Raw genomic sequence first — 16,592 nt, forward strand, 5'->3', positions numbered from 1 at the left:
ATCTTTCTTCATGGCGTTGCTCTCCTCAGTGGAATCGGCACCCCGAGCCTAACGGCTCAAGGCGGGCAACGCCGCCCACTTCAGAGTTTCAACAGAGACCGGGACATTCCCGAGGCGAGGAGACCCTGATGTACAACGACGACGTGACGCGAGTGCCTCGCAACGAGGACGAACTCTGGGAGGTGCTGCGCGAGCAGTTCGAATTCGTTCGGGATGTCCTCTACGACCTAGAGGTCGAGACGCGGGAAGAGGCCTTGGAAAACGTCCATCACGAACGGCTTCCCAACGGGCGATATGCCCGAGGCGGTATGAACGTGATCCGTTACCGCGGCACCTGTGTCGAGCTAGGCCAACGCGACCATTACCTCGCCATGGGCCGAGATCTCCTCCCTTACATCGAGCAAGCGATCGATCAGCGCCAATATACGCCTGACTTCGTTCAGCAGTGGGGGAAAATAATGTTCTGTCACGGCATGGTGGCGGCTTTTGTCTTTGATGACACGGACGACCTTGCGCACGATCGTGCAGGGTGGATCACCGGTCAGAAGAGATCGAAGGACGCCCAAAGAAAATGGATTGCTCACTTGATGATCCCATTGGTTGATAAGGGCCTACCGCGGAGCGAAGCTGAGGGCAGGATTTTCGAATACGTCGATGGTCTCCTTTCAGAGGGGAGCTTTCCCGCGGGCTTCGATCGTGCGTGGTTCGCTCCCATCACTAATTCTGAATGGCTGGTCAGCACCTACGACGAGAAGCACTTTGCCCTCAAAACAATGAGGGGGCTCCTTGCCGAGCCGACCGACGACATTCCGCCAATCCCCGACGAAATCCCATGAAGCTGCTTCCGGTGTGTTCGAGGCCACTGCTGTCGTTCACACCTGTCTGCGTCGGACCAATAAGGTCCGTGAGCAGGAGGTACACGAAATGGACAACACGTACACAAAGCCGATCGACCAGATCGATGGCTTGCTTACCTTCCAGGAGGCCGCAGCTGCGCTGGGCCTGCCATACTTCAAGATCCAGCGAGCCGCCCGCAGCGGCGTCATACCCACGTACTCGCTCTTCAACTCCCGCAAGTATGTGAAGCTCAGCGACATTGCCGAGGCGATGTCCGCCACCCGCAACTAGCCCCTCCGCTTCTTCCGAAAATTTAGCCCTGACCAACGGCGCTTCGGCACCGAGCGAGATCGGCTTGCCCGAAGGTATCTCAAAATGACAACGAAGAAAAAGCGGTCACTCGGGACCGCAGCCCACCCGGACCTTGACACAGCGGAGGCGGTGGACTTCCTGGAGCACTTCCATCCGGAAGGGCCTTGGAATCTCGTATTTATCGACCGCGAGAACCGCGTGGTCGCCACGGCCGTCCGCAACACAATGGACGATCTCGGCGAAGAGATCGCGAAGGAAGGAGATGACGCCAATAGCTACTTCCATGTGAATCGGCTGCGCTCCGGCCGGCATAACGTCAAGGCGACGAAGGACGACATTGCAGCAATCGTCGCACTCCACGTCGATGTAGACGACCCGAAGGCACTCGAGCGCATCCGCGCCTTTGAGCCCAGGCCGACGGCTATCGTGTTTTCGGGCGGCGGCTACCAATGCTTCTGGCTTCTGCGATCACCGTCCGATGAACTTACTCGAGCGGAGCGGTGTAACCTGGCGCTTGCGAAGCGGCTCGGTGGCGACAATTGCCACAACATCGATCGCATCATGCGCATCCCAGGCACGGTAAACTTTCCGAATGCGAAGAAGCGGGCGAACGGGCGAGTCCCGACAGCCGCCAAGGTGGTCGAGGTAGACTGGTCACGGCGCTACACGCTCGACGACTTCCCAACCGATGAACCTGATCCGGGTCCGGCTGGACCGAAAGGAGCCGTCGCGGTCAAACTCATTGCCTTGGAAGAACTGCCGGATGCAGTGTCGCAATCGACGCGGACCCTGATCGTGGCCGGGGACGATCCCGATCGCCCTCGCGGCGGAGAAGCACCCCGCTACCCTTCACGCAGCGAGGCGGTATTCCATGTCGCCTGCGATCTGGCGCGGGCGAACTGCCCGGCCGAGACCATCGCGGGGATTCTGATCAACCCTGTGTACCGCATTTCCGAGTCCGTTCTCGAGAAGAAGGCGCCGAAGCGCTACGCGCTGAAGCAGGCGCGAGACGCCAGAGCGGCCGTCGAAAATGGGTGACCCGACGTTGACCGGTCGGGAAGCCCCAGGCCGACTATGCGAAACGCTGTAGTGGCATTGAGAAGGCTCGAGCTGCAATTCGGACAAAACCTCTTCACCCATCGCAAGACCGTAAACGGGAAGATCCTCGATGGGCGGGAGGGCGAAGTCAGCGACGACGTTTGCGCGATGCTGCGGGGCTTCATCATCGATGAATTCCATTTCGACCCTCGAGCCGACAACGTCCGCGACGCGGTCACACAGCTCTGCCTCGAACACGCGTTTCATCCGATCCGAGAAATGCTCGAGACATTGCGATGGGATGGCGTGCCCCGGGTCGACCGCTGGCTGACGAGCTATCTCGGGGCCGACGACACACGTTTGAACGCGGTGATAGGAAGGATCATGCTGATTGCCGCCGTGCGGCGCGTCCGTGAACCCGGGGTAAAGTTCGACACGATCGTCGTGCTGGAGGGCAAACAGGGCTCCGGAAAGTCGACGGCCCTGCAAATCCTGGCTGGCGAGGGCAATCACTCCGATAACGAGATCCTCACGCTCGACACCAAGTCCCAGATGGAGGCCATGGAGGGTGTCTGGATATACGAGATCGGGGAAATCTCCGGCCTCAGGAAAGCGGAGGTCGAACGCGTCAAGGCATTCGCTTCGCGGCAAATAGACCGGGCACGGATGGCCTATGGGCGCTTTTCGGAGAGTAGAGCCAGGCAGGTCATATTCGTCGGCACGACCAACGAAGACAAGTACCTCCGCGATGCCACCGGCAATCGGCGCTTCCTACCGGTGAAGACCGAGACGATCGACCTGAATGCGCTTCGGCGCGATCGCGATCAGCTGATCGCCGAAGCGGCCTACCGCGAGACGCAAGGAGAGAGCATCACCTTGCCCGAGGAACTGTGGGCGGAGGCGGCGGCAGAGCAGGATGAGCGTCTGGAAGAAGATCCCTGGCAGGAGAGGCTTGCACACGTTCGGGGAAAGGCGTCCGGAGACGAGGTGAGAGCCTTCACGAACGAGCTTCTCAGCGAAACCCTCGGCATTTCCCTGAACCATCAACATACCGGGAACTCGAAACGGCTCAAAGCCGTCATGCTCGCGCTTGGCTGGGAAGCAGCGAAGTTCAAGGTCGCAGGTAGAACGCTGCGCGGATTCCGACGCTCGAAGGAAGCCGGTCATATAGACGATGCGACGCCGTTCTAGGTGGCAGGTGGCGGCGGTGGCATGTGCCGTATGCGCTGCTGGTGTCGTGGGCCGGCCCCTGTATGTGCGCCGGCGGCGCCCAGCTGGGCCGGCCGCCATGCCACCGCCGCCACCCGCCACCGCGGCGATTTCAACCTCGGCGAGGCCGGATTCAAAAACATCACGAGCCCCGGGCCGACGGGACTCAGATCACTTCCAAGAATTCTTGGTTACAGGCGTGGTTGCAGTCGAGACACCTCGGCCGGCTCGGAAGCATCAGTAGCGATTAATTGTGTCGGTTACTTCGCCGTGTTTTCTTGCCGATTTTTTGATCTTTCAGCATCGGACACCAGTCATGGACTTCACCGTCGCCCTCACCAAACGAACCCGCAAGCGCAAGCTGACCAGCGGCGCGGTCGTCCTTCAGGACCGCTACGTCCTCAACTACCGCGATCCGAAATCCGGCCAACGGCGCCAAGTGTTTTTCGAACGGAAAAAGGAGGCCGAGGCGCGGCAACGCGAACTGCAGCATCAGGTGGCTGAGAACGCCTATGTCGATCCCAAGGCCGTGCCGACCGTCGGGGAGGCCGTCGATCATTGGATTGCCGACAAGTCCGACAAGGTGAAGGCGTCGACGCTCACTGGCTATAAGATCGTCTGCCATTGCATCACCGGCCCGTTGCTCGAGGGTACGGCGCGCGAGCGCTGCGAATTCACGGCGACGGGCAAGAAGCCCCAGGGCGCTAAGTTCGTCCCGCTCCTTGGGCATGTGAAGCTGACGGAGTTGACGACGGCGGCAATCCGCGCCTGGCACCGGACGCTGGTCGAGCAATGCGGCAACTACACCGCGAACCGCGCCAAGGCGCATCTCAAATCGATCCTGGCTCTCGCTGAAGAGGATTTCGGGGTGCGGGCGCCGTCGATGCCGACCGGTCTCGCGCGGGCGCGCCACAAGCCGAGGAAAGCGATCCTGTCGTCGGCCGACATCGCGAAGCTGATCACAGCCGCCAAGACCGACGACCAGGCCGGCATCTACTACGCTTTCCCTTTCCTGACCGGGACGCGCCCGAGCGAGCAGCTGGGCCTTCTCTGGGACGACGTCGACTTCGACGCCAACGTGATCCGAATCCGCCGCGTCCAGGAACGCGACGGTAGCTTCACGGAAATGACCAAGACAGAGGCCGGCACTCGCGAGATCCCGATGGGGACGACGCTCCGGGAGATGCTCATGGCATGGCGCATCCGGTGCCCGCGCAAGGGCAAGGAACTGCATCGCGTCTTTCCAGGACCCGGCCGGCTGCAGCCATGGCCGAGGCCGCGCATCGGCGGCGGTGGGCCGCTCCTCTACCAGAACTTCCGCAAGCGGTACTGGGCGCCGGCATTCGAGCAGCTCGGGCTGCCCTACGTCACGCCGCACTCGGCCCGGCACTCCTTCATCTCGACCCTCCAGGCGCAAGGCATCGAGATCGGTCTCGTCGCGAACATCGCCGGCCATGCCAATCCGACCGTCACCCTCGGCCACTACACGCAGGCCGTCCGGGGCGGCAGCGTCGCCGTCGAGGCTCTCGAACGCGCCTATGCAGGGGCGTGAGTTTCAAGTCCTGACTAACTGAAAAGGAAACTGCGATGCCGATCAGAATCACGCTGGGCAAGGAATCATTCAATTCAAAATCAGCCGCCATCAGGCGCTGCCAGGAGATCCTCCACGCATCAAGCGGGGGTATCGAGATCGTTGGAGACGACGCGTTGGTTGTTGCTGCCGTCCTCGCGATGCGGTCGGACAAGACTGCGGAGATTGGCGGCCGATCGATCGAGCGGTTCCTGCGCCAGAAGCATGCATTTCCGACGCCCTGCTTCTATGCGGAGCTCGAAGACGGAACGCTCCTCGACTTCAGCTTCATGAAGGCGATCAAAGCCTACCCCGGCACCGCGGCGCCGCGCGTCCCGGCCGCCGCTGGCGCCTGACCACCAGCATATACGCCGCTGGCCGCCGTGGCCCCACCGGGCGCGGCGGCCGCNCGCCGCGCGTCCCGGCCGCCGCTGGCGCCTGACCACCAGCATATACGCCGCTGGCCGCCGTGGCCCCACCGGGCGCGGCGGCCGCACCTGCCGGCACACGGCGCACAGGCCGGCGCGCTGCGCCCGCCCATGGTGGTATGGGCCGCGAAGCATTCACCTTACCGCGATGATACTCGACAGCAACATTCTCATCTCCAGCAACACTCTGATATCGCTGAGATAATTGTGCGGCGTCGCCCGGCGTGTTCCAATTTTTCTATGGTTCATCAAGGAGTTGCGACAATGCCGAACACCATCACATCAGATATCGAGACCTCGTCTTCATCGCCCCGCGCGGCCTCTGCCGTCGCGCTCGCTGCATCCGCCGAAGCGCGGCGTCACGAGGAAGAGGCAAGCTCACTAGAAACCTGCGCCACCGCGCACGCGCTCGCGGCCGAGCTCCACGATCTGGCGAGCCAAGCCTACGTCGCTGCCGGCGACCATCACCACGACGCGCGCCGACGTGCCGCCGAGGCTCACGCTGCGGCGTCGCGCGCTCATCTGGCCGCCCAGGCGGCAGCGGAGCAGGGCGGGTCGGAAGACGGTAGCGAGCCCTACTTCGCCGCTCTTGCTGGAGGCGAGGCGGCACGCCTTGCTGATCTGGCCGAGCGCAACGACGCCCTGAGCTCCCGCGCCGCAGCTGCCTGACCTACTAATCGGTAGAACGCCGCGCCTCCGTTGCCGTCGGGGGCGCGGTCTGCTGTTTGCGCCCAACTGCCTGAAGCCTGCGCCTTGCGTCGCAAGGCCTTCGCGGGGCGATTGGCTCAGCCTCCCCCATCATGCCTATTGTCGATCACGCAGCCGGGGGACCCGCTCGGATCCGCGGCATATCTGAAATATGTATTCCGGCGCCGCACGGGCCGGTACACCGGTTCAGTAGCAGCGGGTGACCGCACCGGTCTGAACGCAGGTCATCTTGGCGGGCGGCGGCGGGTTCAGTCCGCGTGCGATATCGCCAAGTCCCTCAGCCAGCACGCGTTGCCGGCGCTCTTGCTCCATCTGCACCGCCACCGGCTTGAGATTGGTCAGGCAGTAGTCGTGATAACGCGATCCTGGTCCATAGCCGCCTTGGGCACAGACAGCTTCGACTTTCTTTGTCGCGGCCTCCTCGACGGTTTGGCAGCCGGTGAGCACAAGCGCCGCGAACGGCAGGGCAAGGAAGAGGTGTTTCATCGGGTGTCGCTCCAAAATCCCAAATAAACATGGTGATAGGGCAGGGCGCAATTATCGGAAGTGGGCGATGATCCGGTGCATGAGCGACAGATTGCCGGGCTCGATCAAGCGGCCGGAGATGAACGTTGCATCCCATTGCGAGATTGCTTGTCGCGCAGCATTTCCGAGGGGACCGTATGAGTTCGGGTGGATTAGCAGCAGGAATACGACATGCGAGGTCTGGTAAATGCCGATCGCCGCGTCCGGAGCCACTATCCTGAGGTTTTCCACACAGGAGGCGATGAAGACGTCCCGCTGCTTGCGGGGGAAGTGCTGATATACGAGAACCGAGCGACCGGCCTCATAGAACGAGCGCATTTCTGAGAGGTACAGGTACTTCGATGATCCCTTCCTGCCGAACTCGACCGACGGAACTTCGAGGCCGTTATCTGGATCGAAGAACACGAGATCGACTTCGGCGCAGACGTCAGCGCAAGCCGTCATAAATGCCCGGCGTTCTTGGGCGTCATCACCGAGCGGCGCGTTGAAATAGCGAGCACCAGGTATCGCCCCGCTGGCCTCGATTGTTTGGAGACGGCGGCGGTCCGACTTGGCCGCCGCATGAGCGAGAATGTCGAACAACTCTGGATCGTGACGGCGATAGCGGTCCGGCTGCGACAGGTAGGCAAGCTTGCCGCCGTCGCTCGACGTATCCGATGGCGTCAGCATCCAACAGACGCCGATCCTGTTGGCACCGCTCACCGCGAGCGCGCGAAGCAGCGCATATTTGCGGTAGTCGTTGATGTCGCCGACATACTGTTCCTTCATGGCTGCCCCGAATCGATTCGCGATCGGGACAGCATGAGCGAATACCCGAATTTGGGGTACTCTAAATTCGGGTTTCAATTCCGCGCTGGTTATCAACCGGCGCCGCGATGTGACATCCCTTCGATCAGACCTCTATCAGCGCATCCTCGCGGGGCTCGTCCAGGCGCGCAAAGGTGCTGGTATCACGCAAGCTGAATTGGGCGAGCGGATTGGCCAGCGGCAGACATTCGTCTCAAAGGTCGAACTCGGTGAGCGACGGCTGGATATTGCGGAGCTCGTGGAGATTTGCCGAGCGATCGGCGTGGACCCACACGCGCTGATCCACGAGGCCGAGGGCGACCGCGAGGAATAGGAGGATCGCCCAATGATGAGGCGACCAAGGACCCACAAGGGGCGATACCGGACCGCCAGCTTTCGGGAGACGGAACGGGCCTACCCGCCATTTCTTCGTTGTATCCAGGGCCCGGCATTCCTGCAGCAACCGCTGAGACCGAACGGAAGAAGATCAAGTTTCTAGAAAGCAATTCCGTTTATCATTGATGGCTTGAATCCTGCGTATTTGGCGGTCGCGATGCCGATAGCGTTGAAACTGCTCTTGGAATATCCCGTGGATTGTTCTTCTCCGCCGCAAGGCAGTTTGAAAGACCAAAACGCATCGAAATTGCGAGGGAGCGGCAAGTTTGAGTAATCCGAGTACGACATCAGCCATCGGCGCGACCACGTTCACCACCCGCGCCCGGACGGTCGATCATCTCGGTCGAGAGCAGATTGCCGATTGTCCGACGGCGGTTTCCGAACTCTGGAAGAACTCCTGGGACGCCTACGCTCGTAACGTTAGACTTCGGATCTTTCCCGAAGAGGCGCCAGTCGCGGTGCTAACCGACGACGGTCACGGTATGCGCGCGAAGGATCTGTTCGAACGTTGGCTGGTCATTGGGACAGAGAGCAAAATATCAGATCTTTCGCCGACGATTTCGGAGGAACGCAATGGGCTGCCGGTCAGGCCGCGCCAAGGGCAGAAGGGTATCGGCCGTCTGTCCAGCGCGAAGCTGGGCTCGATCCTCCTGCTCGTCACCAAGCATCGTACGGAAAATTACGTCGCCGCTCTCATCGATTGGAGAATGTTCGAGAACCCGTACATGAACCTCTCCGAAGTCGCCATCGCTACCGGCAATTTCGCGACAAAGAACGCCGTCTTTGAAGCGCTTCCATCGTTTGCGGACACGCTGGTAGCGAGCGTTGTCAACCCGGCCGAAGGATGGAGAAACAAAGAACGTCCCGTCCGCGAAGGATGGAGACTCTATGATGAAGCTTGGCTGACGGAAAGCTCCAATCGTTCCGGATTGCCGCCCTCCAAGCGTATCTTGCAGGGCATGAAACGCCTGCCGTTCCGAACCGATCACCTGGACGAGTGGAAGGGAACTGGAACGGCCATGCTCGTCTATGAACTCGACGACACCCTCAGGGCTCTTCCGGTGACGGGCGACACAGATTCCGTGAAGGCTGAGAGCGACAAGCGCTTCGAACGGACGCTTTCGAACTTTGTCGATCCGTATACCTCCGGAGCGGATCGGCCGGACTTCGCCTACCGCGCAGACATCCGCACGGTGGAAGGTGGAACCGTTCATACCAAGGTGATCGTGGGCGCCGAAAAGGCCATCGATAGAACACAGGTTCAGGAGATGGAGCACCAGATCGACGGAACGGTTGGTGATGACGGTATATTTCGGGGACGTATCAAGGCGTTCGGGACTTGGGTCGACGGCAGGGTCGAGTTCGAACTGGCGAAGGATCTCAAAATGCCCGACCGTGCTAATACGCGCGTCGGTGCTTTTGACATCTACATCGCGTCGATGGAGTTCGAACCCGACAGTTCGACTCATCCTCGTTCTGAGCATGATCGCTACACCGAACTAGCGAAATCGCATTCCGGGCTAATGATCTATCGAAATGACCTGCGCGTTCTTCCCTATGGCCGTGAAGATAACGACTTTTTCGAAATCGAGTCCAAGCGAAGCAAAAATGCGGGCCGCTACTTCTGGAACCATCGTCAGATGTTCGGACGGCTCGCGCTCACCCGCGATGGAAACCCCAACTTAAAGGACAAAGCAGGGCGAGAGGGCTTTATCGACAATACCGCTGCGAAGACCTTCCGCGAAATCGTCTCCAATATTCTCGATCTTTCGGCACGCCGCTATTTCGGCTCTGATTCTAAAATAAGGAAGCCGCGTATCGCAGAGATCAAGGCGTCCAACCTTGCAGGCCGTGCGGAGGAGGAAGCGAAGAAGCTCAGAGAGCGCGAGCGCAAGCAATTCCAGAAAGAATTGGACCATGCCGAGCAGACGCTTTCGCCACTGTTGGATGCGATCGAGGCGAAGACCCGGACGCTCGTCATCGAGCGTGATGAAGACGTCTCGACCGCCGCTGGCCGCCTCTCCGAATGGCGCACCTCGCTTGCCGATACCGTAATGCGTCCCCAGCCGTCCGGCACGGCACGTCTGACCCCGCGCTACCAGGCCGCTATGGCGCATGCCGCGAGCGTGTCGGAGGCGATCGCCGAGTACGAGACGACATTTCACGAGGCGATCGGCACCTACGCCGCAGCCAAGCCTGAACAGATCGTGGCGGACCAAACTACGGACGCTGTCCGCGCCGTGCGTCGTCAAGTTGAAGGACTTCAGAACGTCATCCAAACGCTCCAGCGCGAGCAGTATGATGTCGTACGGCAATTGGCCGACAAGCGGATATCGGACTTCCAACGCGAGGCCGAAGCGGTCTGCGCACGACTCTCGACCGGCAGGTCCGAGCTTGGCGATGTAATCAACGCGCTGGGCAAGCTGCGGAACGAATGGACCGACGAAAACCGGAACATCTTCGGGATTTATGTTTCCGCGCTGGAGACGGTCCGTGAGCAAATCGATCTCGAAACGCTGGCGAGCGTGCAGGTACAGGATCTGCGCGAGGCTGCCGTCGAACTTGACCGGCTGACCGCCCTTGCGCAATTGGGCATCGCCGTCGAGATCGCCGCGCACGACTTGGCAGATTTCGACGAGATGGCAACCTCGGGGCTGAACGCATTGCCGACTGAGATCCGTGACAGCAACTCCGTTCGCGATATTCGGCTTGGGCTTGAAGGTCTCACCGATCAGCTTCGTTTCCTGTCGCCTCTCCGTCTGTCCGGCGACAAGATTCAACGCTGGATCGACGGCGACGAGATCGCAACGTTCGTTGAACGGTTCTTCGCCCCTACACTCGCTCGGGCTGGGATTGCGTTCGATGCCTCGGACGCGTTTCGCGCCATGCGGCTCTATGAGCGTCCCGCAAGGGTGTTTCCGGTCTTTCTAAACCTCGTCAACAACAGCATCTATTGGGTCGGTACGGTCCCGCGCGCGACAAGACGCATTCTCCTCGACGTTGTCGGAACCGAAGCCCTCGTTACCGACAGCGGGCCAGGCGTTGAGTCCGACGACAGGGACCAAATCTTCAAATTGTTCTTTACGCGAAAACAACGTTCCGGACGCGGCGTCGGTCTGTATCTCGCGCGGGCCAACCTAGCGGCGGGCGGCCATACCATCCGCTACAAGACGGACGAGGACGAGGCACCGCTTCCCGGAGCTGCCTTTTTCATCAATTTCAGAGATGCGGATTTTGGAGGGCAAGAGGGGGAATGAGCGAGCATACATACGAGGATCTGATCGCCGAGGCCTTTATCAAGCCGATCCGTTCCGTGCTGATCGTAGATGACGATTATCCGACGCTGCATGAAATCCTTCTTGATAAAGCTGAGCAGGATCAAAAACACGGTCATAAAACATGGAAATCGCCCGAACACCGGCAGAAAGTTCGCCGCGTCATCGACGAGTTTCGTCGCCGGGAAGCACCGTTTTTGCTAGACATACACGACGGGTCGTCGCCGGAAGAAGAAAAAGACGAAGACAAGGTCGGCACACTGCAGCAGACCGACCTTCTCATTTTGGATTACCAGCTCGATAAAAAGAAGGAAGGCGACGGTGCCGCAGCCATTCGAATAGCGCGAGAAGCATTGTCGAATAAGCACTTCAACCTGATCCTCGTTCACACGCAGGAGCCGTTGGAACGCGTTTTCCACGAGTTCCTGTTCGGATTTATGAGGCCGTGTTTTGCCGACGACCAAGAGGCAGATCCGGATGAATTTCTGCAGTCCTTCCTAGATGATAATGAAGATCAATTACTCGCGTCGGTTTCAGATCGGCAATATGCTTTCGCAAAGACGTTCACAAGTTCTAATTTTAAGCCAATGCAGGACGCTATACAGACCGGCGCGCCACCTTGGGGCGCGACGAAGGAATTACTTCTGCGTAGTCGGTTACGTCGCGGGAAATGGCTATCGGCAGTAAAATACGCGTTACAAGCGTTTGAAGCGAAGAACCTTAGTCGTTTTGCAATTGATGACGTCGGAGTTATTAATTGGAATCCCGAACATGTGATGTTTATCCGCGCCGCACGCGGATTTGTCGCTTTCAAATCGAAGGAGGACGGAGAGGAGTTGCTGCCCGCAATGCGCAGAGCTCTCGTTTCATGGGACCCTCGGCCGTCTCGCCTCATGCTGACCAAACTGCGGGCAGTGATGAACGAGCGCGGGATCGAAGTACAGGACGACGCACTCGGCAAAGCCGACGTTGGGGCGATTTGGTACCGGCGACTTTTGGAAGCGGACGATCAAAATCTCAATGCGATCGTCGATCGAACGGTGCGACATCATTCCGAGCAATTATTGGACCAGCTCTTGCCGGAAGTCGGCGACTTTGCAAAGAGAATCAGGGATATCGATGCAGAAAGCGATCCGATCGAGGCTGTGAAGACGCGTTTTAGTCTGGATTTTTCAGACGAAAAGACCCACTCAAATGCCAAAATGGGGCATAACGCATTTGTCGGTAGCAAGCCTTTTAAAAGTGCGCATCTTGAACTTGGTCACATAATTAAAGTGGAAGGCGAATTTTGGGTCTGCCTGACCCCCGCTTGCGATATGATCCCCAAAGTCCATCGGGGAAGGCCTCTTGATCGTATCGAAGGGGTCAAGAGGTTCACAGCGCTGAAACTCTTCACGCGTCGAAACGAAGACGTGCTGCTTGATGCGAACCGCGGCGGCCAAATCTTCGCAAACATCGCCACCGGCCCCGGGCAGACGCAACGGATGGCTTTCTCGGCTACACCTAAAATTGGAGCCTCTCCGGCCTGGATGACTATGTACGTCCAAGATGACGGCTATCTGCCGGACGTGGAAGGACCAATCTGCAGGGTTAGTTATGTCTTCAAACCGAACCCCGGTTTGCCACCAAATATACCGATTATTCGGACCGAAGAAGCAACGGTCTGCGGCATGCTCCGATATGAATACGCGCTAGAGATCCAGTCACGTTTCATCGCCTCGCAATCGCGGATCGGTCTCGACTTTGAGTCGTCGGCGGCCGAGGATAACGACGGCGAGGCCGCCGGCTGATGTTAGAATCCCTGCGTGACGAGGATGGACCGGTCGGGTCGGACGCTCATCTTCCCAAAGCTACGACCAAGTGCTCGATCGGTGGGCACCCTGACAAGGCTATTTCCCCGCCATTCGTCGGCCTCGACCTCTTCGCCGGAGCCGGCGGATTTTCGCTGGGCGCCATTGAGGCGGGTTTCGAAATAAGAGCCGCCGTCGAGCATTTTCGGCATGCGGTCTCGACTTATCGCCAGTGTATTCGAAACGCGAGCGGTCGAAAGGTGGAGGTCTTCGACAAAGACATCCTCGAGCTCAATCCTCACGACGTCATGGACGAAGCCGGATTGACCGAGGGGGATTGCGACCTGCTCCTCGGCGGACCGCCTTGCCAGGGCTTTTCCTCCCATCGTCTTCGCGGGGCGGGCGTCAATGATCCGCGCAACGCGCTTCTCCTGCGATATTTCGCGTTCGTGCGGGCTGTTAACCCCCGGATGTTTCTCCTGGAAAACGTGCCAGGCCTGCTGCAGCCCAAACATGCGGACTACCTCAAAAAATTTCTCGATGCCGCGCGCGATCAAAACTACGTCGTGCTCGGACCGGTTGTCGTCAATGCGTGCGACTATGGCGTACCGCAGAACCGCAAACGCGTTTTCATCGTCGGCTACGATCCAAAACGCGTTCGCTTCGATGCGGAGTGGCCGCCGAGACCAAGCCACGGCGACCCCGCCAAACCAGGGCCCTTCGGGCCGTTGCTCCAATGGCGCACCGCCTCGGATGCGTTCCAGGGGCAATCCCCGCAGAACGACGTCAACGACATTCACATGATGCACGGTGCCGCGCTGGTGGAGACCTTCAAGAGCACGCCGTCGAACGGGGGGTCGCGGCATCAGTCGAACCGGGTGCTTCCCTGTCACGAAAAGCACGATGGACATGCGGACGTATACGGTCGGATCGATCCATTGCGCCCGTCGCCAACTATGACGACAGCATGTATCAACCCGTCGAAAGGGCGTTTCGTGCACCCGACGGAACATCACGGCATCACCGCGCGACAGGCTGCACGCCTGCAGACGTTTCCTGACGACTTCATCTTCGAGGGGGGGTTGATGGCGGCGGGCGTCCAGATCGGCAACGCGGTTCCGGTGCTTCTCGCACGCGCCCTATGCGAACACCTTCTCGGTGTGCTGGAGCGTTCGCGCAGGTGACATCAACTACGGTCCGAGGAAAATAATCGCCATGACGACGCTGTTTCACCGAGAGCAACCGTGCCTATCGCCGCGAGTGCTTCGGAGCGTCCGCAGAACGGTGTTTCGCCGGTAGTGGTGGACAAGCTGACGCCGGAGGCACGATCGCGGCTGATGGCACGCGTGAAAGGAAAGCATACCAAGCCCGAGATGATCGTTCGTCGAACTGCGCATGGACTCGGATACCGGTTCCGACTTCATCGAAAGGACCTGCCTGGCCGTCCCGACCTGGCATTTCCCCGGCTTCGCAAAGTGATCTTTGTCCACGGCTGCTTTTGGCACCGGCACGACTGCCCGCGTGGAACGACGCCACGGACGAATAGATCGTTCTGGGATAAAAAGCTCGCCCGCAACGTCGAGCGTGATAGTGCCGCGATCGTCGCGCTCGAAGCTGCGGGTTGGTCGCCGTTGGTAGTTTGGGAATGCGAGACCCGTGATTATAAAAAACTCGTTGAACGGATGCGGATTTTCCTCGCGAACGGTAAAAATCAATTGGGGGTAGACTAGATAGCGAGACGTTTTTCTCGAAAATTATCCGCTCGAGAGCTCAGGCTAGGAGTTTTTAGCTAACATGGGCTTCAAGATAGAGCTGTTGCGTCTAAGCTCCCACTTCGGAGACTGAATTGAAGTCGGTTTCATGACCTGTATTTGCGCGTTTTGGTGGTTCGACTACCCCCGAGCCCAATGTCCCGTCGCGCGCTTTCATCGGCTTGAACCCTTCGGCGTCGCGACTTCAAAATGCCTGTCTCCAAGGTGCCTGCAACCGAACTGCAACCACGGCCATCTGGGGAAACGAATCAGCGCCTCGACAGGGCTCGATTCCAACCGCCGCCGAAACGCGAAAAGCCTCGCTAGACAGGGCTTTGGATCATCGGTTGCAAGGGAGAAAATTGGAGCGGGCGATGGGATTCGAACCCACGACCCCAACCTTGGCAAGGTTGTGCTCTACCACTGAGCTACGCCCGCCCGCTCCGCGCGGCACCTGGGTGCCGCAGACGGGCGGTATATGGCGGAAAGCTCGGTCGATTGCAACAGGGAAATGACGGCTGCGCCTGATCGCGCGCAGTCGCATGGCGGCCTTGAAACAGATGCGTTCGCCGCTCATGCCGCGTGGTCGGCATCGTGACCGGCTCAGCGGCTTGGCGCGCGATATTGCGGTCAGCCGTGAGAGCCACTCGTTGCCCGTAGATCGCGGCTCTGCCACGCCGGTCCAAAGGCGATCGGGCAGTATCGGGAAATCCGCGCAGCGCCACGGCCGGCCCAGCATCCGGCGGAACTGGGCCCGCGCGGGGATCAGGCACCGGTCGCCGCCGCTATCTCAGCTTGAACAGCGGCACCAGGGGCTCGCAACGCAGATACTGCCGGATGGCGCGCTCTTCGACCGCGGTCTTCAGCAGCGGGAAGATGTCGTCATAAGCGGCCAGCAACCGGTCGATCTCGTCATCGCTATGGGCGAAGCTGACATTGTGCGTTCCCACGGAGATGAAGCCGCGCTCGAGGATCTCCTGCATCCACAGCGTCTTGATCTCGAAGGAGCTGACGCCGTTGCAGTCGCTCATGGTCAGGAACGACCAGGTCGGATGCCCGGCAAAGCCGAGAAAATCGGCGCAGCCATGCTTGGCGATCAACGCCTTCGTGCCGGCTTCGACGCGCTCGCCAAGCTGATGCAGCCGAGCGATGACATTGTCCGTCCGCAGCTTGGTCAAGGCCGCCTTGGCCGCCGCCAGGGACATGGCCTCGCCGCCCATGGTGAAAGAGAAAAAGACGTCCTCGAACTCTCGCATGACATCCGCCCGGCCGACGACGGCCGAGAGCGGAAAGCCGTTGGCGAGCCCCTTGCCAAAACAGGACAGATCCGGTGTCACGTCGAACAGTTCCTGGGCGCCGCCTTCGGAATAACGGAAGCCGGTGATGGTTTCGTCGAAGACCACCAGCGCGCCGTGGGCGTGGGCGCGATCGATCAGCCCTTGCAGGAAGCCGTCGGCCGGAAACGTCGTGTTCATTGGCTCCAGAATGACGGCAGCGAACTCGCCGGGGTGAGCCGAAAACAGTGCGTCGAGTGCGGCCAGGTCATTGAACGGGAAGGCATGGGTCAGATCGCGCGTCGCCTTCGGAACGCCCTTGTTGCGCGCCGTCGAGCCGATGTACCAGTCCTGCCAGCCATGATAGCCGCAGACGGCCACGCGGTCGCGCCCGGTGAAGGCACGCGCCGCGCGAATCGCGCCCGCGGTCGCGTCCGAACCGTTCTTGCCGAAGCGAACCATGTCGGCCGAGGGAACCATCTCGATGATCAGTCGGGCGACCTCTGCCTCGAGCGGATGCGCGAGCGGGAAGGTGATGCCGTCCTGCAATTGTTCTGCGACGGCCGCGTTGACGTCCGGATCGGGGATGTCCCGAAGTTTGTTGAACTTCGTTGAGCGGCGATGCCGGGTTGAACGTTACGCGGCCCTCGATGCAGGGGCAATGAACTTTTCGGCATTTTGGCGCTGATGGGC

At 60.0% G+C, this 16,592-nt stretch carries 15 protein-coding genes and 1 tRNA gene; 12 read left to right on the plus strand and 4 right to left on the minus strand.

Translation table 11 applies throughout. The annotated features are described in order from the left end of the window. Positions 1-128: 128 nt before the first annotated feature. From VQ045_RS19905 to VQ045_RS19935, 7 genes are all read left to right on the plus strand, one after another. Positions 129-836 carry a hypothetical protein gene (locus VQ045_RS19905; RefSeq protein WP_331831354.1) on the plus strand — a complete coding sequence of 236 codons (708 nt, stop codon included), beginning with the start codon at positions 129-131 and terminating at the stop codon, positions 834-836. A gap of 88 nt (positions 837-924) precedes the next feature. Further along, positions 925-1,128, plus strand: coding sequence for a hypothetical protein (locus VQ045_RS19910; RefSeq protein WP_331831355.1), 204 nt, complete (start codon positions 925-927; stop codon positions 1,126-1,128). 84 nt (positions 1,129-1,212) lie between these two features. After that, positions 1,213-2,187, plus strand: coding sequence for a DNA-primase RepB domain-containing protein (locus VQ045_RS19915; RefSeq protein ID WP_331831356.1), 975 nt, complete (start codon positions 1,213-1,215; stop codon positions 2,185-2,187). Positions 2,188-2,238: 51 nt separating this feature from the next. Further along, positions 2,239-3,378 (plus strand): virulence-associated E family protein, encoded by a 1,140-nt coding sequence (locus VQ045_RS19920; RefSeq protein WP_331831357.1) that lies wholly within the window; start codon positions 2,239-2,241, stop codon positions 3,376-3,378. A gap of 334 nt (positions 3,379-3,712) precedes the next feature. Further along, the gene (locus VQ045_RS19925; protein ID WP_331831358.1) at positions 3,713-4,948 is read left to right on the plus strand and encodes a tyrosine-type recombinase/integrase; all 1,236 of its coding nucleotides are present in this window, start codon (positions 3,713-3,715) and stop codon (positions 4,946-4,948) included. Between the two features lie 35 nt (positions 4,949-4,983). Next, positions 4,984-5,322, plus strand: coding sequence for a DUF3223 domain-containing protein (locus VQ045_RS19930; RefSeq protein ID WP_331831359.1), 339 nt, complete (start codon positions 4,984-4,986; stop codon positions 5,320-5,322). A gap of 336 nt (positions 5,323-5,658) precedes the next feature. Beyond that, entirely contained in the window at positions 5,659-6,063 is a 405-nt protein-coding gene (locus tag VQ045_RS19935; RefSeq protein WP_331831360.1) for a hypothetical protein, read from the plus strand. A gap of 225 nt (positions 6,064-6,288) precedes the next feature. On the opposite strand, the gene VQ045_RS19940 is transcribed toward VQ045_RS19935, so the two are convergent. Beyond that, complete coding sequence (locus VQ045_RS19940) at positions 6,289-6,588, minus strand: hypothetical protein (RefSeq protein ID WP_331831361.1); 300 nt, start codon at positions 6,586-6,588, stop codon at positions 6,289-6,291. A 51-nt stretch (positions 6,589-6,639) separates the two neighbouring features. Next, positions 6,640-7,395 (minus strand): hypothetical protein, encoded by a 756-nt coding sequence (locus tag VQ045_RS19945; RefSeq protein ID WP_331831362.1) that lies wholly within the window; start codon positions 7,393-7,395, stop codon positions 6,640-6,642. 109 nt (positions 7,396-7,504) lie between these two features. Between VQ045_RS19945 and VQ045_RS19950 the strand changes: the two genes are divergently transcribed. The 5 genes from VQ045_RS19950 (at position 7,505) to VQ045_RS19970 (ending at position 14,604) form a co-directional block, all read left to right on the plus strand. Continuing rightward, positions 7,505-7,747 carry a helix-turn-helix domain-containing protein gene (locus VQ045_RS19950; protein ID WP_331831363.1) on the plus strand — a complete coding sequence of 81 codons (243 nt, stop codon included), beginning with the start codon at positions 7,505-7,507 and terminating at the stop codon, positions 7,745-7,747. Between the two features lie 328 nt (positions 7,748-8,075). Then, positions 8,076-11,066 carry an ATP-binding protein gene (locus VQ045_RS19955; RefSeq protein WP_331831364.1) on the plus strand — a complete coding sequence of 997 codons (2,991 nt, stop codon included), beginning with the start codon at positions 8,076-8,078 and terminating at the stop codon, positions 11,064-11,066. Then, on the plus strand, positions 11,063-12,874 hold the full coding sequence (locus VQ045_RS19960; RefSeq protein WP_331831365.1) for a response regulator receiver domain: 1,812 nt from the start codon (positions 11,063-11,065) through the stop codon (positions 12,872-12,874). Before VQ045_RS19955 ends, VQ045_RS19960 begins: the two co-directional genes overlap by 4 nt. Further along, positions 12,874-14,058, plus strand: coding sequence for a DNA cytosine methyltransferase (locus VQ045_RS19965; protein ID WP_331831366.1), 1,185 nt, complete (start codon positions 12,874-12,876; stop codon positions 14,056-14,058). The genes VQ045_RS19960 and VQ045_RS19965 overlap by 1 nt, the downstream gene beginning before the upstream one ends. Positions 14,059-14,118: 60 nt before the next feature. Beyond that, on the plus strand, positions 14,119-14,604 hold the full coding sequence (locus VQ045_RS19970) for a very short patch repair endonuclease (protein WP_442879916.1): 486 nt from the start codon (positions 14,119-14,121) through the stop codon (positions 14,602-14,604). Between the two features lie 384 nt (positions 14,605-14,988). Here the strand turns inward: VQ045_RS19970 and VQ045_RS19975 are convergent. Next, positions 14,989-15,063, minus strand: a tRNA-Gly gene (locus VQ045_RS19975). 347 nt (positions 15,064-15,410) lie between these two features. Then, positions 15,411-16,487: an aminotransferase class III-fold pyridoxal phosphate-dependent enzyme gene (locus VQ045_RS19980; protein WP_331831369.1), complete on the minus strand. Its 1,077-nt coding sequence runs from the start codon at positions 16,485-16,487 to the stop codon at positions 15,411-15,413. Positions 16,488-16,592 lie beyond the last annotated feature (105 nt).

Origin of the sequence: Aurantimonas sp. E1-2-R+4, assembly GCF_036549515.1 — a bacterium.
Classification (GTDB): domain Bacteria; phylum Pseudomonadota; class Alphaproteobacteria; order Rhizobiales; family Rhizobiaceae; genus Aurantimonas; species Aurantimonas coralicida_A.